Annotated in this window: 18 protein-coding genes and 1 pseudogene; 7 read left to right on the plus strand and 12 right to left on the minus strand. The window is 70.1% G+C overall.

Annotated features, from left to right (window positions below):
- Nucleotides 1–5: 5 nt before the first annotated feature.
- The 3 genes from ACWCPI_RS13140 to ACWCPI_RS13150 form a co-directional block, all read right to left on the minus strand.
- Nucleotides 6–1,322 carry a M18 family aminopeptidase gene (locus tag ACWCPI_RS13140; RefSeq protein ID WP_451038182.1) on the minus strand — a complete coding sequence of 439 codons (1,317 nt, stop codon included), beginning with the start codon at nucleotides 1,320–1,322 and terminating at the stop codon, nucleotides 6–8.
- A gap of 111 nt (nucleotides 1,323–1,433) precedes the next feature.
- Nucleotides 1,434–3,260, minus strand: coding sequence for an acyl-CoA dehydrogenase (locus ACWCPI_RS13145; protein ID WP_451038183.1), 1,827 nt, complete (start codon nucleotides 3,258–3,260; stop codon nucleotides 1,434–1,436).
- A gap of 127 nt (nucleotides 3,261–3,387) precedes the next feature.
- Nucleotides 3,388–4,236, minus strand: a complete 849-nt coding sequence (locus ACWCPI_RS13150) for an intradiol ring-cleavage dioxygenase (RefSeq protein ID WP_451038184.1) — start codon at nucleotides 4,234–4,236, stop codon at nucleotides 3,388–3,390.
- A gap of 168 nt (nucleotides 4,237–4,404) precedes the next feature.
- Here ACWCPI_RS13150 and ACWCPI_RS13155 point away from each other — a divergent pair, with 168 nt between their 5' ends.
- Nucleotides 4,405–4,881 carry an SseB family protein gene (locus ACWCPI_RS13155; RefSeq protein WP_003999609.1) on the plus strand — a complete coding sequence of 159 codons (477 nt, stop codon included), beginning with the start codon at nucleotides 4,405–4,407 and terminating at the stop codon, nucleotides 4,879–4,881.
- Nucleotides 4,882–4,883: 2 nt separating this feature from the next.
- Here ACWCPI_RS13155 and ACWCPI_RS13160 read toward each other — a convergent pair whose 3' ends face one another.
- Complete coding sequence (locus tag ACWCPI_RS13160) at nucleotides 4,884–5,621, minus strand: TetR/AcrR family transcriptional regulator C-terminal domain-containing protein (protein WP_451038185.1); 738 nt, start codon at nucleotides 5,619–5,621, stop codon at nucleotides 4,884–4,886.
- A 134-nt stretch (nucleotides 5,622–5,755) separates the two neighbouring features.
- Between ACWCPI_RS13160 and ACWCPI_RS13165 the strand changes: the two genes are divergently transcribed.
- The 3 genes from ACWCPI_RS13165 (at nucleotide 5,756) to ACWCPI_RS13175 (ending at nucleotide 9,704) form a co-directional block, all read left to right on the plus strand.
- Nucleotides 5,756–7,285: an MFS transporter gene (locus tag ACWCPI_RS13165; RefSeq protein WP_451038186.1), complete on the plus strand. Its 1,530-nt coding sequence runs from the start codon at nucleotides 5,756–5,758 to the stop codon at nucleotides 7,283–7,285.
- Nucleotides 7,286–7,475: 190 nt separating this feature from the next.
- A complete protein-coding gene (locus ACWCPI_RS13170; protein WP_451038187.1) occupies nucleotides 7,476–8,456 on the plus strand; it encodes a pirin family protein in 981 nt (326 codons plus the stop codon).
- A 153-nt stretch (nucleotides 8,457–8,609) separates the two neighbouring features.
- Nucleotides 8,610–9,704 carry an AI-2E family transporter gene (locus ACWCPI_RS13175; RefSeq protein ID WP_451038188.1) on the plus strand — a complete coding sequence of 365 codons (1,095 nt, stop codon included), beginning with the start codon at nucleotides 8,610–8,612 and terminating at the stop codon, nucleotides 9,702–9,704.
- On the opposite strand, the gene ACWCPI_RS13180 is transcribed toward ACWCPI_RS13175, so the two are convergent.
- Nucleotides 9,638–11,806 (minus strand): SpoIIE family protein phosphatase, encoded by a 2,169-nt coding sequence (locus ACWCPI_RS13180; RefSeq protein ID WP_451038189.1) that lies wholly within the window; start codon nucleotides 11,804–11,806, stop codon nucleotides 9,638–9,640. The genes ACWCPI_RS13175 and ACWCPI_RS13180 overlap by 67 nt on opposite strands.
- Before the next feature lie 192 nt (nucleotides 11,807–11,998).
- Between ACWCPI_RS13180 and aspS the strand changes: the two genes are divergently transcribed.
- Nucleotides 11,999–13,762 carry an aspartate--tRNA ligase gene (aspS, locus tag ACWCPI_RS13185; protein WP_451038190.1) on the plus strand — a complete coding sequence of 588 codons (1,764 nt, stop codon included), beginning with the start codon at nucleotides 11,999–12,001 and terminating at the stop codon, nucleotides 13,760–13,762.
- Nucleotides 13,763–13,840: 78 nt separating this feature from the next.
- Here the strand turns inward: aspS and ACWCPI_RS13190 are convergent, their stop codons facing one another.
- The 7 genes and pseudogenes from ACWCPI_RS13190 to ACWCPI_RS13220 form a co-directional block, all read right to left on the minus strand.
- On the minus strand, nucleotides 13,841–17,029 hold the full coding sequence (locus tag ACWCPI_RS13190) for an FG-GAP repeat domain-containing protein (RefSeq protein WP_451038191.1): 3,189 nt from the start codon (nucleotides 17,027–17,029) through the stop codon (nucleotides 13,841–13,843).
- 110 nt (nucleotides 17,030–17,139) lie between these two features.
- On the minus strand, nucleotides 17,140–17,928 hold the full coding sequence (locus ACWCPI_RS13195; protein ID WP_451038192.1) for a nucleotidyl transferase AbiEii/AbiGii toxin family protein: 789 nt from the start codon (nucleotides 17,926–17,928) through the stop codon (nucleotides 17,140–17,142).
- A 98-nt stretch (nucleotides 17,929–18,026) separates the two neighbouring features.
- Nucleotides 18,027–18,392, minus strand: a complete 366-nt coding sequence (locus ACWCPI_RS13200) for a PH domain-containing protein (protein WP_019753506.1) — start codon at nucleotides 18,390–18,392, stop codon at nucleotides 18,027–18,029.
- 131 nt (nucleotides 18,393–18,523) lie between these two features.
- Nucleotides 18,524–19,000 carry a hypothetical protein gene (locus tag ACWCPI_RS13205; protein WP_451038193.1) on the minus strand — a complete coding sequence of 159 codons (477 nt, stop codon included), beginning with the start codon at nucleotides 18,998–19,000 and terminating at the stop codon, nucleotides 18,524–18,526.
- Nucleotides 19,001–19,178: 178 nt separating this feature from the next.
- Complete coding sequence (locus ACWCPI_RS13210) at nucleotides 19,179–19,790, minus strand: Uma2 family endonuclease (protein ID WP_451038194.1); 612 nt, start codon at nucleotides 19,788–19,790, stop codon at nucleotides 19,179–19,181.
- Between the two features lie 47 nt (nucleotides 19,791–19,837).
- Complete coding sequence (locus ACWCPI_RS13215; RefSeq protein WP_451038195.1) at nucleotides 19,838–20,719, minus strand: helix-turn-helix domain-containing protein; 882 nt, start codon at nucleotides 20,717–20,719, stop codon at nucleotides 19,838–19,840.
- Between the two features lie 275 nt (nucleotides 20,720–20,994).
- Nucleotides 20,995–21,416, minus strand: a pseudogene (locus ACWCPI_RS13220) (ATP-binding protein); the annotation flags it as partial.
- 156 nt (nucleotides 21,417–21,572) lie between these two features.
- On the opposite strand from ACWCPI_RS13220, the gene ACWCPI_RS13225 reads away from it, so the two are divergent.
- Nucleotides 21,573–22,448, plus strand: a complete 876-nt coding sequence (locus tag ACWCPI_RS13225) for a helix-turn-helix domain-containing protein (protein ID WP_451038196.1) — start codon at nucleotides 21,573–21,575, stop codon at nucleotides 22,446–22,448.
- The gene (locus ACWCPI_RS13230; protein ID WP_451038197.1) at nucleotides 22,445–22,657 is read left to right on the plus strand and encodes a DUF397 domain-containing protein; all 213 of its coding nucleotides are present in this window, start codon (nucleotides 22,445–22,447) and stop codon (nucleotides 22,655–22,657) included. Before ACWCPI_RS13225 ends, ACWCPI_RS13230 begins: the two co-directional genes overlap by 4 nt.
- Nucleotides 22,658–22,750: the final 93 nt, after the last annotated feature.

Consider the following 22,750-nt stretch of genomic DNA (forward strand, 5'->3'; position numbering starts at 1 on the left):
GCGAACTACCCCTCCAGGAACGCCACCAGCGCGTTCGCCAGCAGATGCGGGTCGTCCACGCCGCACAACTCCCGCGCGCTGTGCATGGACAGGATCGCCACACCGATGTCGACGGTCCTGATGCCGTGCCGGGCGGCGGTGATGGGCCCGATGGTGGTCCCGCAGGGCATGGAGTTGTTGGAGACGAAGGACTGGAAGGGCACGTCCGCCTTCTCGCAGGCCGCCGCCCACACCGCCCGGCCCGAACCGTCGGTCGCGTAGCGGTTGTTGACGTTCACCTTCAGGATCGGCCCGCCGTTGACGCGCGGGTGGTGCGTCGGGTCGTGGCGCTCGGCGTAGTTGGGGTGGACCGCGTGGCCCGTGTCGGAGGACAGGCAGACGGTGCCCGCGAAGGCGCGCGCCTTGTCCTCGTACGATCCGCCGCGCGCGAACACCGAACGCTCCAGGACGCCGCCCAGCAGCGGCCCGTCGGCACCCGTGTCGCTCTGCGAACCGTTCTCCTCGTGGTCGAAGGCGGCCAGCACCGGGATGCAGGGCAGCTCGGCACCGGAGCCCGCGACCGCGGCCAGCGCCGCGGCACCCGCGTGCACCGAGAGCAGGTTGTCCATCCGCGGACCGGCGACCAGTTCCTTGTCCCGGCCCAGGTACGCCGGCGGCTCCACGGAGTGCACCATCAGGTCCCAGCCGGTGACCTCGCCCGCGGCCAGCCCGGCGGTCTCCTCCAGGAAGGAGATGAGGTCGCCGTCACGTGCCTCGCCCAGGCCCCAGACCGGCTGGAGGTGGCGCTGCTTGTCGAGCTTGAGTCCCTCCGACGACACCGTCCGGTCCAGGTGGATCGCGAGCTGGGGGACGCGCAGCAGCGGCCGGTCCACGTTCACCAGCCGCGACGAGCCGTCCCGCAGCGTCAGCCGGCCCGCCAGGCCCAGGTCGCGGTCGAGCCAGGAGTTCAGCAGCGGTCCGCCGTAGATCTCCACGGCCACCTGCCGCCAGCCGTGCGTCCCGCTGTCGGGCAGCGGCTTCACGCGCAGGTTGGGGGAGTCGGTGTGCGCGCCGACGATCCGGAACGGCGTGTGGGGCGCCGCACCCTCGGGGACGTACCAGGCCACGATCGCGCCACCGCGCAGCACGTACCTGCCGCCGCTCCCCGCGGCGGAGCCCGCTGATGTCACGTCCCAGGCGTCCGTCTCCGCGACCTGCCGGAAGCCGGCCTTCTCCAGCCGCTCGGCGGTGTTCGCCACGGCGTGGTACGGCGTCGGGCTCGCCGTCAGGAAGGACATCAGGTCGTCGGTGTGGCCGCGGTCGAAGCGGGGGGGTGCGCTCATGGGTTCACCTTAACGACGGACGAGGGCCCGCTCCCGGTGAAGGGGAGCGGGCCCTCGTGAGGGCGATGTGGATTGTCCGTGAGTGCCTGGAAGGAGTGGCCGGAACCAGTCCTAGAAGGCGGCCTCGTCCAGCTCCATCAGGTCCAGCTCGACGTTCTCGGCGAGCTTGCGGGCGCCCGTGACACCCGGCAGGACGTTCGCCGCGAAGAACTTCGCCGCCGCGATCTTGCCCTGGTAGAACGCCTTGTCCTTGCTGGAGGCCGTCGGGAGCTTCTCGGCGGCGACCGCGGCGCCCTTGAGCAGCAGGTAGCCGACGACGACGTCACCGGAGGCCATCAGCAGGCGGGTGGTGTTCAGGCCCACCTTGTAGATGTTCTTGACGTCCTGCTCGGTGGCCGCGAGGTCGGTCAGCATCAGACCGACGATGGCCTCCAGCTCCACGGCCGCCTTGGCGAGCTGCTCGCGGGCGGTGCCCAGCTCCTCGCCGCCCTCGCCGAGCGCCAGGAACTTCTTGATGTCCTCGGCGAGCGAGTTCAGCGCGGCACCCTGGTTGCGGACGATCTTCCGGAAGAAGTAGTCCTGGCCCTGGATGGCCGTGGTGCCCTCGTAGAGGGTGTCGATCTTGGAGTCCCGGATGTACTGCTCGATCGGGTACTCCTGCAGGAAGCCGGAGCCGCCGAAGGTCTGCAGCGACTGGGCGAGCTGCTCGTAGCCCTTCTCGGAGCCGTAGCCCTTGACGATCGGCAGGAGCAGGTCGTTCAGCGCGTGCTCGGCCTTGGCGTCCTCACCGGCCGCCTCCTTGACCGCGATCGCGTCCTGCACCGACGCCGTGTACAGCACCAGCGCGCGCATGCCCTCCGCGTACGCCTTCTGCGTCATCAGCGAGCGGCGCACGTCGGGGTGGTGGGTGATGGTGACCTTGGGCGCGGTCTTGTCCATGAAGTTCGCCAGGTCCGGCCCCTGGACGCGCTCCTTGGCGTACTCCAGGGCGTTCAGGTAACCGGTGGACAGCGTGGAGATCGCCTTCGTGCCGACCATCATGCGGGCGAACTCGATGATGCGGAACATCTGGCGGATGCCGTCGTGCTTGTCGCCGATCAGCCAGCCCTTGGCGGGGTGCTGGTCGCCGAAGGTCATCTCGCAGGTGTTGGAGGCCTTCAGGCCCATCTTGTGCTCGACGTTGGTGGCGTAGACGCCGTTGCGCTCGCCCAGCTCGCCGGTCTCGAAGTCGAAGAGGTACTTCGGGACGAGGAAGAGGGACAGGCCCTTGGTGCCGGGGCCGGCACCCTCGGGACGGGCGAGGACGTAGTGGAGGATGTTCTCCTCCATGTCGTGCTCACCGGACGTGATGAAGCGCTTGACGCCCTCGATGTGCCAGGAGCCGTCCTCCTGCTGGATGGCCTTGGTGCGGCCGGCGCCGACGTCCGAACCGGCGTCCGGCTCGGTCAGCACCATGGTGGAGCCCCAGGTCCGCTCGACCGCGATCTGGGCGATCTTCTTCTGGACGTCGTTGCCCTCCTCGTAGAGGACACCGGCGAACGCCGGGCCGGAGGAGTACATCCACACGGCCGGGTTCGAGCCGAGGATCAGCTCCGCGTACGACCAGATCAGGGACGGCGGGGCGACGGTGCCGCCGATTCCCTCCGGCAGCCCCAGCCGCCAGTACTCGGAGTCCATGAAGGCCTTGTAGCTCTTCTTGAAGGACGCCGGGACCGGCGCGGTGTTGGTCTCCGGGTCGAAGACCGGCGGGTTGCGGTCGGCGTCCGCGAAGGACTCCGCCAGCTCGTTCTCCGCGAGCCGCGTCAGCTCCTCGAGGATGCTCTTCGCGGTCTCGACGTCCATCTCCTCGAACGGACCCGTGCCGTACAGCTTGTCGCGTCCGAGTACTTCGAAGAGGTTGAACTCGATGTCGCGGAGATTGGACTTGTAGTGCCCCATGGCGTCGGCTCCGTAGAGGGTCGGCGAGGCACGTGGATCCTCGCGCTCGTTCGCATACCAACAAGTAGCTACGATGATGCTACCCGTCAGTAATAAGACGCAACCCCGATCCGCGATCTGTGACAGGTCACACCGGAACGGTCAGCGTCGCCCTGTAGCCCTGCGTCGCGTCGCCCTTCAGCGTCGCCATCTGCTGCTCGTGGCCGTCGCTGAAGACGTTGTCCGTCTCCAGGGAGAGCTGCCCCAGGTTCCGCACGCTGTCGCCGTAACCGTCCGTGGCGTAGACGGTGTCGCAGACGTCCTTCGGGAAGGCCAGCTGGGAGGTGCTGGTGATCGAGCCGGCGGCCGTGGCGTCGGCCAGGCTGCCGTACACCTCGAAGTGGATGTGCGGCCAGCGCCCCTGGTAACAGCCGGGGAAGACGCTCTCGAAGGTGACCTGTCCCCGGTCGTCGGCCTCCTGTACGCCCCGCAGGTAGTTCTCTTCCGTGACGCCCTCGGAGTACAGGGAGTACCGGCCCTCCCGGTCGCAGTGCCAGAGGTAGACCGCGGCGCCCTTCTTCGGGGTGCCGCAGCCGGCGGCGGCGTCGACGACCGTGAGCGTGATCGTCAGCGGCACGCCCGCGGCGGTGCCGCCCGCGGAGTCACCGAAGCTCCGGGTGATGTCGCTGCGGACGACGCCGCTCTCCTTCAGGACGTTCACGCCGTTCGAGCCGTCACCGGGGTAGGGGCCGGCGGTCTCGTCCGGGATGGTCGCGCACTCGGCGGAAGCGGAGGAACTGCCGGAGGAGTCGGCCGAGGACGCGGAGGAGGAGGACGAGGGGGACGCAGCGGTGTCCTCCTCGGAACTGCACCCCACCAGCGGGATCAGGCCCGCTCCCACCATCAGCCGGATCATGCGGCGGCGGGCGAGGACGGGAAGGTCGTGGGACAGACCCCGGTCGTGCTCGTGGACCTCGTCGTCGTGGTGTCGGTGCATGGCTGTCCCTTCGCTGGTGTGCTGCCGCTTTCGGCACTCGCCTCCGCATCGCCGACGCTATGAGCGGTGCCTGTGGGAAGCCAGGGAAGTGGCTGTCGGGTCGCTGTCGGTTTCACCAGGACGCCCGTCCCGGTCCGGCGCGCAGCCACTCTCGGTACGCTTGCGCCCATGTACGGATACGGCCAGCCCATGGATGGCGGTGCTGCACAGCAGCAGTACGCCCCGCCGCAGCAGCCGGGCGGTGTCGGCGGGTACGGCCAGCAGCCGCCGCTCTATCCCGAGCCGTCCCCGCCCTCGCTGGCGGACGCGGTGCGTGCCTTCACCACCGGGCAGATGTCCGCCGAGGACTTCCAGCAGGTCTTCGCGACGTCGAAGGTCTACTGCCCGCGCGGTGACAACCCCGGCTTCCTCGCCCTGCACAACACCCAGCAGCCGGTGATCCCGATGTTCACCTCGCTGAAGGAGCTGCGCCGGTACGCGGGCAAGGAGTCCAAGTACTTCGTCATCACCGGCGCCGAGGTCATCGACCTGCTGCCGACCGGCTACGGCTTCGTCCTGGACATGGAGGGCGAGCACCGGATGGTGTTCGACGCGAAGGCGGTCGAGCAGATGGTCGAGTTCGCGATGCGCCGTATGTACGGCTGACGTCAACGCGTCAGACGCAGTGCCAGTCCGTCGAGGACGATCTCCAGGGCGGAGGTGAACTTCGCGTCCCGCAGCGCGGCCGGATCCGTGGTGGCCGCCCCCTCGGTCTCGGCGTAGCCCCGCGCGAGGTGCTCGTGGCCGGCGACCGCCTGCTGTGCCGCAGGCAGCAGGCGCGCGATGAAGTCGGCCTCCGTCTCGCCGGAGCGGGCCACCGTGATGAGCCAGGCGGCCTCGGTGGTGCTCATGCCGATGACGTACGAGAGCACCACGTCGATCGCCCCCGTGGGATCGGGGAATCCCGCGCCGGTGAACAGGGCCGCCAGGCGCTCCGAGTACGACATGAGGTTGGGTCCGAGGTAGGCGAGGCCCGCCTGGCCGAGGACCGAGGACAGCCACGGGTGCCGTAGGGCCGTCCTGCGGAAGGAGTGCGCCGCCTCGCTGACGGCCGCGCGCCAGTCGGGGCCGCCCGCCTGCGGTACGTGGATCTCGGCGGCGACCTCGTCCACGGCGAGTTCCATCAGCTCGTCCTTGGTCGCCACGTGCCGGTAGAGGGAGGCCGCGCCGGCGTTCAGCCGGGTGGCCAGCTTGCGCATGCTCAGCGCCTCCACGCCCTCCGCGTCCAGCATGACGATCGCCTCGCGCACGATCGTGGCCCGGCTGAGCGCGGGCTGGTCGGGCTCGCGCTGCGGGCGGGCCCAGACGGAGGGGAGGGGGCTGGGCTTCGTCGTCCTGTCGGCCATCGGCACTCCTTCACACGCTGTGCGTACATCGTTCGCATCGAGCGTACAGGAATCGAGAGTTGCGAACACTGTTCCGGCATGCGTACAGTGTTCGCATCGAAGGAACGGTGTTCGCGAAGTCGGAGGGGAACGTCATGGACGTCAAGGGAATGCGTGATCCACGCCGCTGGTGGATCCTGATCGTGCTCTGCCTGAGCACGCTGGTGCTGGTCGTCGACAGCATGGCGCTGACCGTCGCGGTGCCCGTGATGACCGGGGAGCTCGGGGCGAGCGCCCAGCAGACGCAGTGGATCCTGGACTCCTACATCCTCGTCTTCGCCGGTCTTCTGCTCACCTCCGGCAGCCTCGGCGACCGGTTCGGGCGGCGGAGGGTGATGCTGATCGGGCTCCTGCTGTTCGGGGCGGCCTCCCTGGCCGCGACCTGGTGCACCAGCCCCGGTGAGGTGATCGCCGTACGGGTCGCGATGGGCGTCGGTGGGGCGCTGATCATGCCGTCCACCCTCTCGATCCTCATCACCGTCTTCGACGAGGAGGAGCGCGGCAAGGCGATGGCCGCCTGGAGCTCGGTGTCGATGCTCGGCCTGGTCGGCAGCCCGGTGCTCGGCGGTGTCCTGATCGACCACTTCTCCTGGCAGTCGATCTTCTTCATCAACGTCCCGATCGTGGTGCTCGCGATCGTCGCCGGTCTGACGCTGATGCCGGAGTCCAAGGCGCCCTGGCAGAAGGCCGACCCGCTGGGCGCGGTGCTGTCGGCGGCCGGGATGACGGCCCTGGTCTGGTGGATCATCGAGCTTCCGCAGCACGGTGCACTGGGCGGCCGCTCCACCCTCACGCTGGTGGTGGCGATCGCGTCCCTGGTCGGCTTCGTGATCTGGGAGAACGTCACCAAGTCGCCGATGGTCCCGCTGGTCCTGTTCAAGCACCGCAACTTCAGTGGCGGTTCGCTCTCGCTGGCCCTCGTCCAGATCGGCAACGGCGGTCTGCTGCTGGTCCTCACCCAGTACCTGCAGTTCGTGCTCGGCTACTCGCCCATCAAGGCGGGCCTGGCCTTCCTGCCCCTGGCGATCACGGCCCTGCTCGGCAACGGCGTGGGCGTCAAGCTCGCCGCGAAGTACGGCAACCGGTGGGTGATCCTCGCGGGGATGCTGGTGATGGTGGCCTGCTTCGCCCTGCTGACCACGGTCTCGGCGGACTCCGGCTTCACCGTCCCTTCGGTGGCGCTCGGCCTGCTCGGTCTCGGTGCGGGCCTCGCGATGCCCGCCGCGATCGGCGCGCTGATGGGCACCATCCCCGAGGACAAGGCGGGCGTGGGCTCGGCCCTGAACGACACCATCCAGCAGGCCGGTACCGCGCTCGGCATCGCGATCCTCGGCTCGCTGCTGTCGAACGGCTTCGCCGACCGGATGCCCGAGGGGACGCCGGACGAGGTGAAGCACTCGATCGCCGGAGTGGTGGCGGGCGGTGACGCCGGTCTGGTCGCGGCGGCCCGAGAGGCCTTCACCGCCTCGATGTCCACCACCTTCACGGTCAGCGCGGTCGGTGTCCTCGCGGCGGCGCTGCTGGCGACGCTGGTGATGCGGGACGACCGGCGGGCGCCGAAGGCGGCGGACGTCACCGCCGGGGCGGATCGCACGCCCGAGGAGCGGCCGGAACTGGTCGTCTGACCCCGCGGGCCCAGCTCCTGCTGGAAGACTGAGCCCTTCCCGACACACCGGGTCCTCATGACGAAGGCCGGCACCCCCGCGGGTGCCGGCCTTCGGCTGTGCCCGGAGGGAATGCCCTCCGGGTTCCCGGCGTTCCTGGTGGCAGAAAGTTCAATGCTCAACTAAACTGGCCGCACAAGGAGGTACCGACATGCCTGCAGTGACCGTCGAGAACCCGCTGACGCTGGCCCGCGTCGCCGCACCCGCGGAGGCCGTGGCCCGTCCCGTGCTCGCCGTCACGACCGCGCCGAGCGGTTTCGAGGGTGAGGGATTCCCGGTGCGCCGCGCGTTCGCCGGGATCAACTACCGCTATCTGGACCCGTTCATCATGATGGACCAGATGGGCGAGGTGGACTACGCGCCGGGCGAGCCCAAGGGCACTCCCTGGCATCCGCACCGCGGCTTCGAGACCGTCACGTACATCATCGACGGGATCTTCGACCACCAGGACTCCAACGGCGGTGGCGGCACCATCACCAACGGGGACACCCAGTGGATGACCGCCGGCTCCGGGCTGCTGCACATCGAGGCCCCGCCGGAGCACCTCGTCATGTCCGGCGGGCTCTTCCACGGTCTGCAGCTGTGGGTGAACCTTCCGGCCAAGGACAAGATGATGCCTCCGCGCTACCAGGACATCCGCGGCGGCAACGTCCAGCTGCTGACGACGCCCGACGGCGGCGCGCTGCTCCGCGTCATCGCCGGCGAGCTGGACGGGCACGCCGGTCCCGGCATCACGCACACCCCGATCACGATGATCCACGCGACGGTGGCGCCGGGCGCTGAGGTCACACTGCCGTGGCGGGAGGACTTCAACGGCCTCGCGTACGTCCTCGCCGGGCGGGGCTCGGTGGGTGCCGAGCGCCGGCCGATCCAGCTCGGGCAGACGGCGGTCTTCGGCGCCGGCGGCTCGCTGACCGTCCGCGCCGACGAGAAGCAGGACTCCCACACGCCGGACCTCGAGGTCGTCCTGCTCGGTGGGCAGCCCATCCGGGAGCCGATGGCACACTACGGGCCGTTCGTGATGAACACCCGGGAAGAACTCCAGCAGGCGTTCGACGACTTCCAGAAGGGGCGGCTCGGGACGATCCCCGCGGTGCACGGCATGAGCGAGAGCGGGCCCGCCGGGAACTGACCTCGCGTCCGTAACCCCAGCCTGCAACGGCGGCCCCGCCACCAGGGCCCGAAGCCGCGACCCCGTGGTCGCGGCTTCGGGCCTGCCGCGTTCATCACCCACCCGGTCCGCCCGCACACGACAGCCCCGCCGGGCTCGTGGTCCGCTGGAGTCGTGCAGGCCCCCACCCCGCTGCTCCCCGAGCCCGTACGGCGGTTCGCCGCCTGGTGTGCCGTCGTGCTGCTCGTCGCCGGGGTCGTCTACGTCGGGATCCGGCTGGCCGACGAGTTCCGTACGGCTGTCGTGCCCGTGCTGCTCGCCCTGCTGGGGACGGCGTTGCTCCGGCCGCTGCACCAGCGGCTGGTGCAGGCCCGGGTGAACAGGTCCGTGGCCGCGGGGCTCACCTGCGTCGCCGTCGTGGCCGTGGTCGGCGGGGCCGTCTACATCGTCGTCGCCGCGATCGTCGACAGCGGCGAGGAGATCGTCACCTCGCTCAAGCAGGCGGGGCAGGATCTCGCCGGGCACTTCGGGGCCGCGGGTACCTCGTTGGACGATCTCGCCTCCAACTCCAGGGAACTGCTCACCAAGTTCGGGGGTACGGCCGCCTCCGGGGTCATCAGCGGGGTGAGCGTCGTCGGCGAGACCATCGCCATGGCCGTGCTCGCGCTGCTGCTCGTCTTCTTCTTCCTGCGGGACTCCCACCGGGCCGTCGACGCCCTGCGGTCCGTCGTCCCGCGTCAGGCCGGGGACACCGCGGAGGCCATGGCCCGACGTGCGTTCCGGGCGGTCGAGGGGTTCATGCGGGGGACCACCCTGATCGCCCTCATCGACGCCGTCTGCATCACCGTGGGCCTGCTCGTCCTCGACGTGCCGGGTGCGGTCGGGCTGGGCGCGCTCGTCTTCATCGGGGCCTACATCCCCTACCTCGGCGCCTTCATCTCGGGAGCGGTGGCCGTGCTGGTGGCGCTCGCCGACCGGGGGTTCGTCATCGCGCTGTGGGTGCTGGGGATCGTGCTCGCCGTGCAGCAGCTGGAGGGGCATGTGCTGACGCCGATGATCCAGAGCCGGACGGTGCAGATGCACCCGGCCGTGGTCATGGTGGCGATCACCGCGGGCGCTTCGGTGGCGGGGGTCCTGGGCATGCTGCTCGCCGTACCGCTCACCGCCGCCGCGACCGGGGTCGTCCACGAGCTGCGGGAGCGTTACGCGGGCAAGGCGGCCCCCGGTGCGTCCCCGCCCGCGGAACCGTCCGCGCCCTTGGACTCGTAGAACTCGAACCAGGTGCTCTTGCCCTCGCCCCGGGGGTCGACTCCCCACGCCTGCGCCAGCAGCTCGATCAGCACCAAGCCCCTTCCGGACGAGGCCAGTTCCCCGGGCCGCCGCTTGTGCGGCAGGTCGTCGCTGGTGTCCGTCACCTCCACACGCAACCGGCGGTCCCCCTCCTCGCCGCGCACCTCCGCGAGCAGCAGGGCGTCGGAGTCGGTGTGCACGAGGACGTTGGTGAGCGTCTCGGACAGCAGCAGGACCGCGGAGTCCACCTGGTCCTCGTACGCCCAGTCGTGCAGCAGCTCCCGCAGTTGCTGACGGGCCGCCGCGACCCGCTCCGGCTCGGCCTGCGCGACGGTGAGCATCGTGCGCCGGATCGTCGGCCGTACGACGGCCGGGGCACCGCAGCCGCACCCCTCCCCCTCCCGGCACAGCAGCAGTACCGCTATGTCGTCCTCGCGCCGGTCGGCGAGCGGGCCGGTGGTGTGGTGGGAGGAGGGGCCGTGGACGGCCTGGACGAGGGCGTCGGCGAGGGCCTCCAGGTCGCCGTCGTGCTCCTCCAGGATCGCGCGGATGCGCTTCCAGCCGGACTCCAGATCGTGGCCACCGGTCTCGATCAGGCCGTCCGTGCAGATCAGCATCGTCTCGCCGGGTTCCAGGGTGATCCTGGTCGTCGGGTAGTCGGCGTCCGGGTCGATGCCGAGGGGGAGGCCGCCGGCCGTCGGACGGGCCAGCACCGTGCCGTCGGCCATGCGGATCGCCGGATCCGGATGCCCGGCACGGGCGATGTCCAGCAGGCCGTTCGCGGGGTCGACCTCGACGTAGAGGCAGGTGGCGAAGCGCAGGTCGGACGGGTCCTCGTCGACGGAACCGAAGGTCATGCCGTGCAGAAAACGGGAGGCGCGGGAGAGGACCGCGTCGGGGCGGTGGCCCTCGGCGGCGTAGGCCCGCAGCGCTATCCGGAGCTGGCCCATCAGACCCGCCGCCCGGACGTCATGTCCCTGGACGTCGCCGATGACCAGGGCGAAGCGGCTGTTGGGCAACGGGATCATGTCGTACCAGTCGCCGCCGACCTGGAGGCCGCCGCCGGTCGGTACGTAGCGTGCGGCGATGCTCATGCCGGGTATCTCCGGGCCCAGCTTGGGCAGCATCGAGCGCTGGAGGCCGTCGGTCAGCTCGCGTGCCGACTCGGCGGCCTCGGCCCGGGACAGGGCCTGGGCGAGCATGCGGGCCACCGTCGTCAGCACCGACCGCTCGTCCGGTGTGAACGCCACCGGATAGGTGAAAGCGGCCATCCAGGCGCCCATCGTGCGGCCGGCCACGGTCAGCGGCAGGAACGCCCAGGACTGCCGGTTGAAGTGCGCGGCGAGCGGCCAGGTGACCGGATAGCGGTCCTTGTACTGCTCGGGAGTGGAGAGGTAGACGGCTCGGCCGGTGCGCACCACCTCGGCCGCCGGGTAGTCCGTGTCCAGGGCCATGTGTGTGAAGGGGTTCTCGTCGCCGGGCTGGTGGCCGTGGTGGCCGATGATCGTCAGGCGATCGCCCGTGACGCCGAACACCGCGAGGCCGTCCGGTGAGAATCCCGGCATCGACAGGCCGGCGGCGACCCGCAGCACCTCCGCCGTGGACCGTGCCTCGGCCAGCGCCCGCCCCGCGTCCAGCAGGAACGCCTCCCGTGAGCGCCGCCAGTCGCCGGTGACCGCCGTACGCCCGGCGGGTGTGCCCGGCCTGGGCTCGGTGACCTCCTGCAGGGAGCCGATGACCTCGTACGCCCGCTTCTCCCGGTCGAAGGCCGCGTGGAAGCGGCTGCGGGCCACCCGGACGACCCCGCCCCGCTCGTCCATGATCCGCACGCGTACCTCGCCGAGCGTGCCCTCGGCGACGGCGAGCTGGATCACACCCGTGATCTCGTTCCAGTCGACGGGATGCAGCCGGGCGCGTACCTGGGCCTGGCTGAGAGTGGCCTGCTCGGCGGGCAGCCCGAGCAGCCGTGCCGCCTCCGCGTCGACCGTGACCAGTCCCGTGGCGGTGTTCCAGTGCCACAGCCCGGTCGCGAGGGCGGCGAGGACCTCCCCCACGGCGGGCAGGGGCTCACCAGTGCGCATTGCCCCACTTTAAGAACAGGTGATCGCACGCTGCCACCGAAGCTGTATGGGGCATCTGATCGGGAGCGGGCCGAAGGGCGCGGGGAAATGGTGGGGAGGCGATCTTGGGGTCCCCGGTAGGCTTGGGTGAGGTTTCACGGAAAGTTTCACGTGAAACACGCCCCCCGATCCGCGAAGACTGGATGAACGACGATGCATCGGTACAGGTCCCACACCTGCGGCGAGCTCCGCTCCTCTGACGTCGGCACCGACGTCCGGCTGAGTGGCTGGCTGCACAATCGGCGCGACCTGGGCGGCATCCTCTTCATCGATCTGCGCGACCACTACGGCATCACGCAGCTCGTCGCCCGTCCCGGTACGCCCGCGTACGAGGCCCTCGACAAGCTCTCCAAGGAGTCGACCGTCCGCGTGGACGGCAAGGTCGTCTCCCGCGGCGCCGAGAACATCAACCCCGACCTGCCGACCGGAGAGGTCGAGGTCGAGGTCGGCGAGGTGGAGCTGCTCGGCGCGGCCGCCCCGCTGCCGTTCACGATCAACGCCGAGGACGGGGTCAACGAGGAGCGGCGCCTGGAGTACCGCTTCCTGGACCTGCGCCGCGAGCGCATGCACAAGAACATCATGCTGCGTACGGCCGTCATCTCGGCCATCCGGCACAAGATGACGGCGCTGGGCTTCAACGAGATGGCGACGCCGATCCTGTCCGCGACCTCCCCCGAGGGCGCCCGCGACTTCGTCGTCCCGTCCCGTCTGCACCCGGGCAAGTTCTACGCCCTGCCGCAGGCGCCGCAGCAGTTCAAGCAGCTGCTGATGATCTCGGGCTTCGACCGGTACTTCCAGATCGCGCCCTGCTTCCGTGACGAGGACGCGCGCGCCGACCGTTCGCCGGGCGAGTTCTACCAGCTCGACATCGAGATGAGCTTCGTCGAGCAGGAGGACGTCTTCCAGCCCGTCGAGAAGCTGATGACCGAGCTGTTCGAGGAGTTCGGCGGCGGCCGTCACGTCACGTCCCCGTTCCCGCGGATCCCGTTCCGCGAGGCGATGCTGAAGTACGGCTCCGACAAGCCGGACCTGCGCGCCCAGCTGGAGCTCGTCGACATCACCGACGTCTTCGAGGGCTCGGAGTTCAAGGCGTTCGCCGGTAAGCACGTGCGCGCGCTGCCCGTCCCGGCCGTCCAGGACCAGCCCCGCAAGTTCTTCGACCAGCTCGGGGACTTCGCGGTCTCGCAGGGCGCCAAGGGCCTGGCCTGGGTCCGCGTGGCCGAGGACGGCTCGCTGACCGGCCCGATCGCGAAGTTCCTCACCGAGGAGAACATCAAGGTCCTCACCGAGCGTCTCGGCCTGGAGGCCGGTCACGCCGTGTTCTTCGGCGCGGGCGAGTTCGACGAGGTCTCGAAGATCATGGGCGCGGTCCGCGTCGAGGCCGCCAAGCGCGCCGGGCACTTCGAGGAGGGCGTCTTCCGGTTCTGCTGGATCGTCGACTTCCCGATGTACGAGAAGGACGAGGAGACCGGCGCGATCGACTTCTCGCACAACCCGTTCTCCATGCCGCAGGGCGGTCTGGAGGCCCTCCAGACCCAGGACCCGCTGGACATCCTGGGCTGGCAGTACGACATCGTCTGCAACGGCGTCGAGCTGTCCTCGGGCGCGATCCGTAACCACGAGCCGGAGATCATGCTCAAGGCCTTCGAGATCGCGGGCTACGACCGCGAGACCGTCGAGGAGAAGTTCGCCGGCATGCTGCGCGCCTTCCGCTTCGGCGCCCCGCCGCACGGCGGCATCGCACCGGGCGTGGACCGCATCGTCATGCTCCTCGCCAACGAGCCGAACATCCGCGAGACCATCGCCTTCCCGCTCAACGGCAACGCCCAGGACCTGATGATGGGCGCGCCGACGGAGCTGGAGGAGGCGCGGCTGAAGGAGCTGCACCTGTCGGTGCGCAAGCCGCAGCCGAAGTAGGCGGCAGGCCGAAACGGGCGTTGACGGTGAGTGGCTCGGAACCGGACCGGTTCCGAGCCACTTCCATGTCGTCCTCGGCTAGGACAGGAACTTGTAGCCGCTCCAGCCGCTCGCGATCTGCGCCCGCGAACCGAACGACCCCTTCCCGTCCCCGCTGTTGCGCCACACGTTGCCGCTGGTGTCGCGGGAGACGAGGTCCGGGCGGCCGTCGTCCGTGATGTCGCCGATGCCGACGACGACGTTGTAGCTGCCGCCCCAGTCGCCGAACACCTTCACGCGGGCGGCGAAGGTGCCGTCGCCCTTGCCGTCGTAGCGCCACAGGGTGTTCGCCGTGTCCTGGGCGAGGAGGTCGGGCTTGCCGTCGCCGGTGATGTCGCCGACGCCGACGATCTTCCGGTAGCCCTTCCAGTTGTCGTACAGCTTCACCCGCGCGGACAGCTTGCCGTCGCTGGTGCCCTTGTAGAGGTAGACCGCGCCGGTGGAGGAGTTGCGCGCGATCAGGTCCGGGCGGCCGTCGCCGCTCACGTCACCGGGCGAGGTGAGCGCGTTGTACTGGGTCCAGCCGCTGCTCGCCAGCGTGGTGTACGACGTGGACGGCTTGACCGCCGAACCGCAGCCCGGCTTGTACAGCCGCAGGGCGCCGCTGCTGTAGCGGACCAGGACGTCGTTGCAACGGTCGCCGCTCAGGTCGCCGAAGGGGACGGCCATGATCGTGGTGGCCCAGCCGGTGCCGGTGTACTTGGAGTTGACCTTGCCCGTGCCGGTGCCGCTGTGGAAGGTCAGGCCGCCGGAGGAGTTCAGGGTGAGCAGGTCGCCGCGGCCGTCGGGGCCGTCGGGGCTGGTGTGGTCGCGGCGCACGGCGGCGCCCCGGGTGAGGAACCCCTCGCCGGTGGTGACCGTGGCGGCCGTGGAGCTGCCGAGGCCGGTCGCCTTGAGGGCCCAGGTGAACTCGCCGTTCGGGAAGTAGCCGCCGCTCGCCGTCCTGCCGTTCCAGGCCGCCTCCACCAGGCCCGTGCTCGCACCGCCGGTGACCGTGCGGGTCGCCTTGCCGTTCGCGCCGCTCTGGACCGAGGTGAAGGTGAGGGACCAGGAGGTCACCGGGCGGGACAGGAACCACAGGCCGTTCCAGGGGTCCGAGCCGGGCGGGTACGCGTGGTCCTCGGCGTCCGAGTGCAGGGCCGTCGGCGCGGACGGGGCGACGCCGGTGGTGGCGACGTGCGTCTGCTCGTACGCGTCGAACCAGGCGACCAGGCCCGTGTACTCGTCGAGGGTCCAGCGGAAGCGGCGGTCCTGGGCGAGGCCCGTGTCGGGCAGCCGGGAGGCGATCACACGGGTGGTGCCCGTGGCCGCCTCGGTCAGCACCAGCTGGTCGGCGTCGTGGTCGTGGCGGACGGTGAAACCGTCGCCGAGGAGGACGTCACCGGCGGGAACCGGCCGCGCTGTACCGGCCTTGGTGTCGTACACCCCGGCCGACGCGTTCCCGCACGCCCAGTACAGCCAGCGGCCGGCCGTCTGGAGCTCGCTCGGCACGCAGGCCAGACCCGGGACGGTCACCGTGGCGAGGGTCTTGTTCTCGGTGAGGCTGTAGGAGGTCAGCTTGCCGGTGGTCGTGGTGGCGCTCCACAGCGTGGGGCCGCTCAGGGCGGCGGCGCGGATGGAGCGCTTCAGCAGCTGCCCCTGACCGAACTCGCCGACGTACTGCGCGGGGGTGGAGCCGCCGGAGTTGTAGACGGCGTAGTCGTCGGAGACGTCGACGATGGCGCCGCCCTCCGTGGGGAACTCCATGCGCTGGCCGCCGATGGAGACCAGCACATCGGCGTGGGACAGGCCGCTGCCGCCCTCGTCACCGTCGTAGTACGTGTCGAGGTAGACGTCCCTGGAGCTGTCGCCGTCGTGCATGCCCCACAGTGCCGAGCAGACGGCGCCCGGGTACGGGCACTCCGGGCTGATCGTGGCGCTGTCCGTGGCGGCGGACGCGGTGAGCTGGGTGCCGCCTTCGGTGGTGAGCGTGCGCAGCGAGGTGGTGTCGGAGCCGCTGTTCGGGTTGTCCTCGGCGACGCGCAGGGTGCCGCGGCTGATCGCGAGACCGGTCTTGGCGTTCTCGTACGGCGCGACCTTGTACAGCTTCTCCAGCCGCGGGGCGCCGTCGGTGCCCAGGGAGACCCGCTGGATCCACCAGTCGCTCGCGCCGGTGCCGCCGGTGACGAGCGCATTGCCGTCGGGGGTGGCCAGCGAGGTGCCGTAGGACCTGGTCAGCAGCGTCTTGTTGGTGCCGTCGGTCAGGGAGTAGGCGGCCACGCGGATGGGGGAGGTGAGCACGAGCCAGTCGCCGACGAGGGTCGGATGGCCGTCGAACGCCATCCCCGCGCCCACCGGCACCGTCTCCTCTGCGGTGAGGCCGGCGCGCGGCTTCAGATGCAGGCCGCCCGAGGCGGTGTACCAGCCGATGCGGTCGTCGGTGAGGACGAGCTCCGGCTTGCCCGGCAGACCGGTGAAGACCGTGGTGAACTGCGCGGTGGCGAAGTCGACATAGCCCACGGAGTACGACTCGATGTCGCCGATCTCGTCGAGGTTGGGGTGGGCGAGGAGCATGCCGGTCTCGTCACCGGTGCGGGCGTTGTCCTTCCACCAGGACTGCTGGGACGGGTAGCCCAGCACCGGACGCTGGCGCACCTTGCCGTCGACGAGGTCGAACAGGTGCAGCCAGGTGCCGTCGAGGGGCTCACCGTTGAAGGAACCCTGGAAGTCGGCCGCGACGACCGTCTCGCCGTACGTCCCGACGTAGGTGTCGGTGGACCCCGTGTCGACGGTCCGCAGCGCGCCGCCGCCCGGACGCCACAGCGACACCGGGTCCGTGTAGGTGATGTGCGGCAGCGCCACGGTGTCGGTGGCCTGCCCGTACATGCCCGAGGCGCAGTACGCGGAGATGTCCCAGCAACTGGTCGTGGTCGGCTTGTAGACGCCGGACGGGCCCTCGACGGTGACCGTCGTGCCGTCGTCGTAGTCGGTCCACAGCAGCCCGGCGACCCCGGCCTGGCGGTGCAGGAACCCGGTCTCGCCGGCCGAGAGCAGCCGGTCGGAGCGCGTGGTGTCGTTGCGTGGATCGTCCAGGACGATCTCGGTGGTGCCGGCCGACGTCGTGGTGGCGGCCCGGGCGCCGTTGTCCCGCGTACTGGAGAACAAGGTGATGGATCCGGCCGCGACGGCGACCGTGAGCGCGGAGACGAGGACGGCCCGACCGCCCCGTCTCGGGGCGTGTCTGCCCACGTGAACTTCCCTCCCCTACGAGGGCCCGTGCCCTCGCACAAGTGGCCGGATCCTATCAGTGGAACGATGGCCGGAAGGGGCGGTGTTCACGCAGGTGAAGGGCTGTCCCGTCACTCCTCCGGCGGTGGCCCGAGGGCCTCCTCCTCCAGGAGGCGTTCGGCGATGTCGTCCGCCCAGGCCCGTACCCAGCGGCGCAGGGCCGGCAGCGCGGGTTCGGGCAGGCCTCGGGCGGTGAACTCCCTGTCGTCCAGGAGTTCCGTCGCCTCCAGACGGGACTGGAGGTCCGCCGGGTCGAACTCGTCCCAGGCATGGCGGCGGCCCAGTTCCTCCAGGTCGGGGAAGCTCCAGCCGGGGGCGGCCAGGTGTACGTCGACGACGTCGCGCGCCGAGCCCCGGTCGGTCAGGGCGCGGACCTTGGTGCCGATGAGGTCCTCCAGCGCGAGGGCCGGGCCGAGGTCGGTGGTGACCGGTGGCCGCCAGAAGGTCTCCTTGAGGAGGTCGACCGTACGTTCCTCACCGGTGTCGGGGTCCGTCACGAGCAGGCGGGCGGAGAGCGGGTCGGTCTCCAACACGCGCACCAGCCAGCCCCGTTCCGTCAGGCCGGCGCGGATCACCGCCGCGATCCGGTCCATGGGCTGCGGGGTCTGCGTCGCCACTTCCAGCGGTTCGCCGTGCGACGCCCGGCGGTTCCTCGCCACCCGGTCCTCCCCCGGCTCCGCCAAGGGCTCCCCGCCCGGGAGTTCCAGCGGTTCGCCACCCGGCTCCCGCGCCGGGGCAGGGTGTGACGGCCGCTGGGTCAGACCGTGGGCCCGGATCGCGCACTCGCCGGCCAGGACGAGCGGGTAGCGGGCGCCGAGGCTGAGGACGTCGGTGGGCAGATGGCGGCGGTGCGGGATCATCGTGCGCCGATTATGGCGTGCGGCCGGAGCCGCGGCGCGCAATGACCGCCGTCGGCCGCGCCGGGCGGACGACCCGGGCGCGACCGGCGGGAGGCGGGCTACCTGGCCACGAACTGCGTGAGGATCGCCTGCACCTCGTAGATGTCGACACCCTTCGTGAACGTCTTCTCGATGGGCGTCGCCGAACCCGAGAGCCAGATCTTCAGCTCGGCGTCCAGGTCGAAGGTGCCCGCGGTCTCCACCGCGAAATGCGTGATGCTGCGGTAGGGGATGGAGTGGTACTCCACCTTCTTGCCGGTGATGCCCTGCTTGTCGACCAGGATGAGACGGCGGTCGGTGAACAGGATGGTGTCCCGTATCAGCAGGTAAGCGGCGTGCACCTGCTCACCGTGGCCCAGCAGACGCGCGTAGTCCTGCTGCGCCTGCCCCTGGTCGACGGTGTGCGCGTTCCCGAACAGTGCCATGGATGGAATCCCCCCACGCATCGGCTTCGATGTCTGGTCATGTCCCGGCAAGCCACCGGATTCACATGATCTTCGCCATGTATAGCGCTTCGGGAGCCGCACCGCACAGGGGTACAAGCAGGCGCAGAGGGTCAGGTGTCGTACGAACCGTCCCAGGGCGCGCCGAAGCCCAGCTGGTCCGGGTAGAGCTCGGCCCAGGGCTCGCCCTCGTCCTCCCCGGTCACCATCCCGAACAGCACGTTCTCGAAGGTGAGCTGGAAGGGGCGTATCGCGATGTCCGTGTACGTGCGCCGCGGGAGGCTGCGCAGCAGGGTCGCGAGGTGGACGCGGGCACGGGCCACGACGGAGTCCGGGCTCCCCGGGTCGCGCTGCTGCTCGGCCCAGCTGCCGGCGCACCAGATCTCCGAGTCGCGGTGCCTGCCGTCGGCGTCGAAGGTGTGGAGGACGGCGTAGAGGCGTTTGTGCTCTTCCCAGCCGGCGTCGAGGACGAATCCCTTGGGGAAGGCGTAGGTGACCGAACCCAGGAACTGCCCGTCCGCGTAACGGCCGATCGCCTCGGTGCGGCCGTGCGGTTCGTAGGCGATCGGGATGACCTCAGGGACTGCCATGGCGGAAACCATACGTTCGTGGCGGAGGGCATGGTGCCGGTGAGGCGCGATCGATGCCAAGCCAATGGACAACATCCGCGTGATGCGCGCGGATTGACCACGAGTCGGCCGAAAAATTCACGGCAGCCTTGCGGATCTCCGCGACCACCGGAAGCCAGCCGTCGCCGGTCACGGTCGCTCAGTGCTGCTCGCTGTCCCCGACCTGGTAGCGCGGCAGATTCTGCGTCGAGATGGTCCAGTCGGAGATGGTGACGTCCTCGCCGTAGACGAAGTCCTTGCGGGTGGCGTAACGGGGGCCGTCGGGCGTTGAGTGGATGTCGCTGAGGACGGCGCCGGTGCCGGTGCGGGGGTCGAAGACGGCGTAGACGGGAATGCCCATCAAGGGGTAGTCGCGCATCTTGGTGACCCAGTCGTTGTCCGGGTTGGAGCGGGAGACGATCTCGACGGCGGCGATGAGCGTGCGAGGATCGAAGGCTCCCTCTCCCTCCATGTCCGCCTCGGCGATCACCATGATGTCGGGGCGGCGCATGATGCCTTCCGGCTCCATCTCTACGTCGGGCTCGCCCGTGTGAGCCACGATCTCCTCGGGCATGACCTGCTCCAGGCGCTTCCGTAGACGCAGCGCGGTGAGCTCGTGCGGCCGCACAGGCGACATCATGTCGAGGACGATTCCTTCTTTGGTGATCTCGAACTTGCCGGGGAGGGTGCCGTCCGTGGACTCCACGAAGTCGCGCATGGCCCGGTACAGACGAGAGGCGCCCTGCCGCGCGTTGTCCGGTGCGATGGTCATGGCGCTCGCTCCTCGTCGTCTGTGCCCAGGGGCAAGGATCGTCGCTCTCATGCTAGGCGGCCTCCGCGAGATCGGTCGGCTCGGCAGTCGCGGCAGCGGCCTGGAGCAGGGGCCCGGAAGGCGCGGTCGCAGCCCTCGCAGGTCCGAAGGGGATGGCGGGGCTCGGGCACCGGCGAGGCCGGGGGCCGCAGCGGCGGTGGCGGCGGGAGCTGGGCGCTCAGACGGTGGGCGAGGAGGGAGGCGGGTCGGATCAAGGGCTCGTCCGGCAGGTTCGCGGTCAGGGCGTGGCGTACGGCGGTGGGGGTGAGGTCGCGTTCCAGCCAGGCGGCGACGCCCGGGGCGAGGTGCTCGGCATCGGTGGCGGAGAGGAGCAGGCGGGGGTCCTGGCGACGGAGGCCGGCGAGGACGTCGACGGCTGTCTGGAGGAGGGCGGGGGCGGGGTACGAGGGCTGGGGGACGGCGGGGAGGCGCCTGCGTGGCGCGGGCTCGTCCAGGGACGTGCGCCGGGTGGCGGACCTGCGGGTGGGTGCCTCCCGGGCGGCGGTTCGGTGGCCGGGCCTGTTGCAGGAGACCGTGCGGGTGACGATCCGGCCGGTGGTGGTGCGCTCGCGGCTGCGGCGCAGGTAGCCGTGGGCTTCCAGTTCCCGCAGGGCGGCGGCGATGCGAGTGGGTCCCTCGGGGAAGCGGGCTGCGAGCGTCTTGATGTCGACGGCGGTGCCGGGTCGCACCGACTGGATGTAGCAGGCCAGTCCGATGGCGAGCAGGGACAGCTCCGGGTGCTGGGCCAGGTCGTTGCCGATCACCGTGAAGTTCTCGGTGTGGCGTACGTGGTCGTGGACGACACCGGCGGTGCGGTGCTCATCGGGGTGGTTTTTCGCCGGGATACGGGACTCGGCGCGCGCGGGCGCGCTACGGTTTTCGGTGTCCATCGGGAAGGTCCTGCTTCCTCGGTGGTCAGGCCCTCGCACTGGGATGCCAGTCCCGGCGAGGGCCGTCGCATGTCTGGGGTTTGTGGTGTGCTGCTGGCGCTGAGCGTAAGGCAGGCAACCGGGCCGAAATCCAGCCCAGTTGGGCATATTCACTCGCGGGAGTGAGCCCGCCCTGCGGGAGGGAGGGGTGGGGCTTGGCGGGGTGCTTTCTCCCCGGTGGGTGGTTCATAGGGAGCGCAGGTCCGGCCGGAGCGTGGGCCGTGGTGTTCCGGTGATGGCGGTGCGGTGAGGGTGAGTTCGGCCCAGACCGTCTTACGGGGTGGCAGGCCCGGGATCACGCCCCAGCGGTCGGCCAGAGCGGCCACAAAGGGGTGAGACCACTGCCCGATGCGTCGGTCGGGTCGGCGAGGCGGTGCTGCGGAAGCCGGTCACCGCGCGTGTCCGTGACCTCGATGCGGAGGGTCTCGCCGACGACGGAGAGCAGGAGCCGGAAGCTACGGCCGGGGACGCGGCCGTGGGTGGCGGCGTTGTTGGCCAGCTCGGCCACGATGAGCTGCGTCGGGTCCAACGGGATGTCCCACGTGCGGAGTTGTCCCACGGTGAGCAGGCGGGCGAGGCGGGCGCCTCGGGGTGTGGGGGACAGCAGGACGCTGAAGTTGCGGATGCGGCTGTCGTATGGGGGGAGCTTCGGATTCACGTCACTCAGCGTGGCCGGATGTGCTTACCGTGAGGCGTCACGTCGCGGTTGCGTACGGTGACTGTCCAGTGCTTGTCCGGCGGTGTCCGGGCTTGTCGGGGCGAGGCGTACGGGTAGGGCGTGGCTGGGACAAGGCGGTACGACGAAGGGGCGCGCATGTCGGTGGACGGCGAGGTTCGGCGGCTGAGGACCGAAGCTGACGAGCCGGGGTGGGAGGTCGACCCGGACGACGAGTGGGGCGTGGCCGTCGTGGCCACCGTGGGGCGGCAGTTGAAGCTGCGGCGCGAGGCCGTGGGGATGCGCGCCGGCGACTTCGGGAAGGCCGTGGGCTACGGGGAGGACCTCGTCTACAAGATCGAGGGCGGGAAGCGGATTCCTCGGCCTGAGTTCCTGGACAGGGCGGACGAGGTACTGGGGGCGGGTGGGCTGCTCGCTGCGATGAAGGAGGACGTGGCGAAGGTCCGGTATCCGAAGAAGGTGCGGGATCTGGCGGAGGTCGAGGCACGGGCGGTTGAGATCGGGGTGTATGTGTGTCACAGCATCAGCGGGTTGTTGCAGACGCCTGAGCACGCCAGGGCAGCTTTCGAGTCACGGCAACCTCCGTACTCGGAGGAGGAGGTCGAGCGGATGGTTGCCGCTCGCATGGCTCGGCAGTCGATCTTCGATCGGAACCCTGCGCCCGCCCTCAGCTTCGTCCTGGAAGAGGCGCCGCTCCGGAGGCCGCTCGGAGGCACAATGGTGTGGCGGCAGCAGCTCGAACGTCTGTTGGGCGTAGGGCGGTTGCGTAACGTCTCCCTCCAGGTGATGCCGACGCACCGCGAGACCCATCCGGGCCTGGACGGCAAGATCGAACTGTTGAAGTTCGAGGACGGAACGGCCGTGGGACGCTCCGATGGCGCGTTCAACGGGCGGCCGATCTCAGACCCGAGGCAGCTCCGCATTCTTGAGCTGCGGTATGGCACCATCCGGGCGCAGGCCCTCCCGCCGGGGGAGTCGCTGGCCTTCATCGAACAACTGCTTGGAGAAACATGATCCGCAAGGCCCCCGCCGGGGACGCCTCCGAACTGGCGTGGTTCAAGAGCAGCTACAGCGACGGGAACGAAGGTGACTCCTGTGTCGAAGTTGCCACTACCCCCGGCACCATCCACGTCCGTGACTCCAAGTACCGCGACTCCAGCCCGCGCCTTGCGCTGGCGCGGGAGGCCTGGGCGGACTTCGTGGCGTACGCGTCGGGGAGCTGACTCCTCAACCGCAGGCGCCCCGCGCCTGATGGTCACCAGGTGCGGGGCGCTGCCGTACCGCTCAGAACAGGGCGTCCGGGCGTCGGTACCTGA

Source organism: Streptomyces sp. NPDC001920 (assembly GCF_053594495.1).

Bases quoted from the DNA above. Each gene is read 5' to 3' on its own strand.
- ACWCPI_RS13165 (WP_451038186.1), top strand. From the start codon at position 5,756: ATGGACGTCAAGGGAATGCGTGATCCACGCCGCTGGTGGATCCTGATC.
- ACWCPI_RS13195 (WP_451038192.1), bottom strand. From the start codon at position 17,928: ATGATCCCGCACCGCCGCCATCTGCCCACCGACGTCCTCAGCCTCGGC.
- ACWCPI_RS13210 (WP_451038194.1), bottom strand. From the start codon at position 19,790: ATGACCATCGCACCGGACAACGCGCGGCAGGGCGCCTCTCGTCTGTAC.
- ACWCPI_RS13140 (WP_451038182.1), bottom strand. From the start codon at position 1,322: ATGAGCGCACCCCCCCGCTTCGACCGCGGCCACACCGACGACCTGATG.
- ACWCPI_RS13145 (WP_451038183.1), bottom strand. From the start codon at position 3,260: ATGGGGCACTACAAGTCCAATCTCCGCGACATCGAGTTCAACCTCTTC.
- ACWCPI_RS13215 (WP_451038195.1), bottom strand. From the start codon at position 20,719: ATGGACACCGAAAACCGTAGCGCGCCCGCGCGCGCCGAGTCCCGTATC.
- ACWCPI_RS13155 (WP_003999609.1), top strand. From the start codon at position 4,405: ATGTACGGATACGGCCAGCCCATGGATGGCGGTGCTGCACAGCAGCAG.
- ACWCPI_RS13230 (WP_451038197.1), top strand. From the start codon at position 22,445: ATGATCCGCAAGGCCCCCGCCGGGGACGCCTCCGAACTGGCGTGGTTC.
- ACWCPI_RS13225 (WP_451038196.1), top strand. From the start codon at position 21,573: ATGTCGGTGGACGGCGAGGTTCGGCGGCTGAGGACCGAAGCTGACGAG.
- ACWCPI_RS13200 (WP_019753506.1), bottom strand. From the start codon at position 18,392: ATGGCACTGTTCGGGAACGCGCACACCGTCGACCAGGGGCAGGCGCAG.
- ACWCPI_RS13160 (WP_451038185.1), bottom strand. From the start codon at position 5,621: ATGGCCGACAGGACGACGAAGCCCAGCCCCCTCCCCTCCGTCTGGGCC.
- aspS (WP_451038190.1), top strand. From the start codon at position 11,999: ATGCATCGGTACAGGTCCCACACCTGCGGCGAGCTCCGCTCCTCTGAC.
- ACWCPI_RS13180 (WP_451038189.1), bottom strand. From the start codon at position 11,806: ATGCGCACTGGTGAGCCCCTGCCCGCCGTGGGGGAGGTCCTCGCCGCC.
- ACWCPI_RS13150 (WP_451038184.1), bottom strand. From the start codon at position 4,236: ATGCACCGACACCACGACGACGAGGTCCACGAGCACGACCGGGGTCTG.
- ACWCPI_RS13205 (WP_451038193.1), bottom strand. From the start codon at position 19,000: ATGGCAGTCCCTGAGGTCATCCCGATCGCCTACGAACCGCACGGCCGC.
- ACWCPI_RS13170 (WP_451038187.1), top strand. From the start codon at position 7,476: ATGCCTGCAGTGACCGTCGAGAACCCGCTGACGCTGGCCCGCGTCGCC.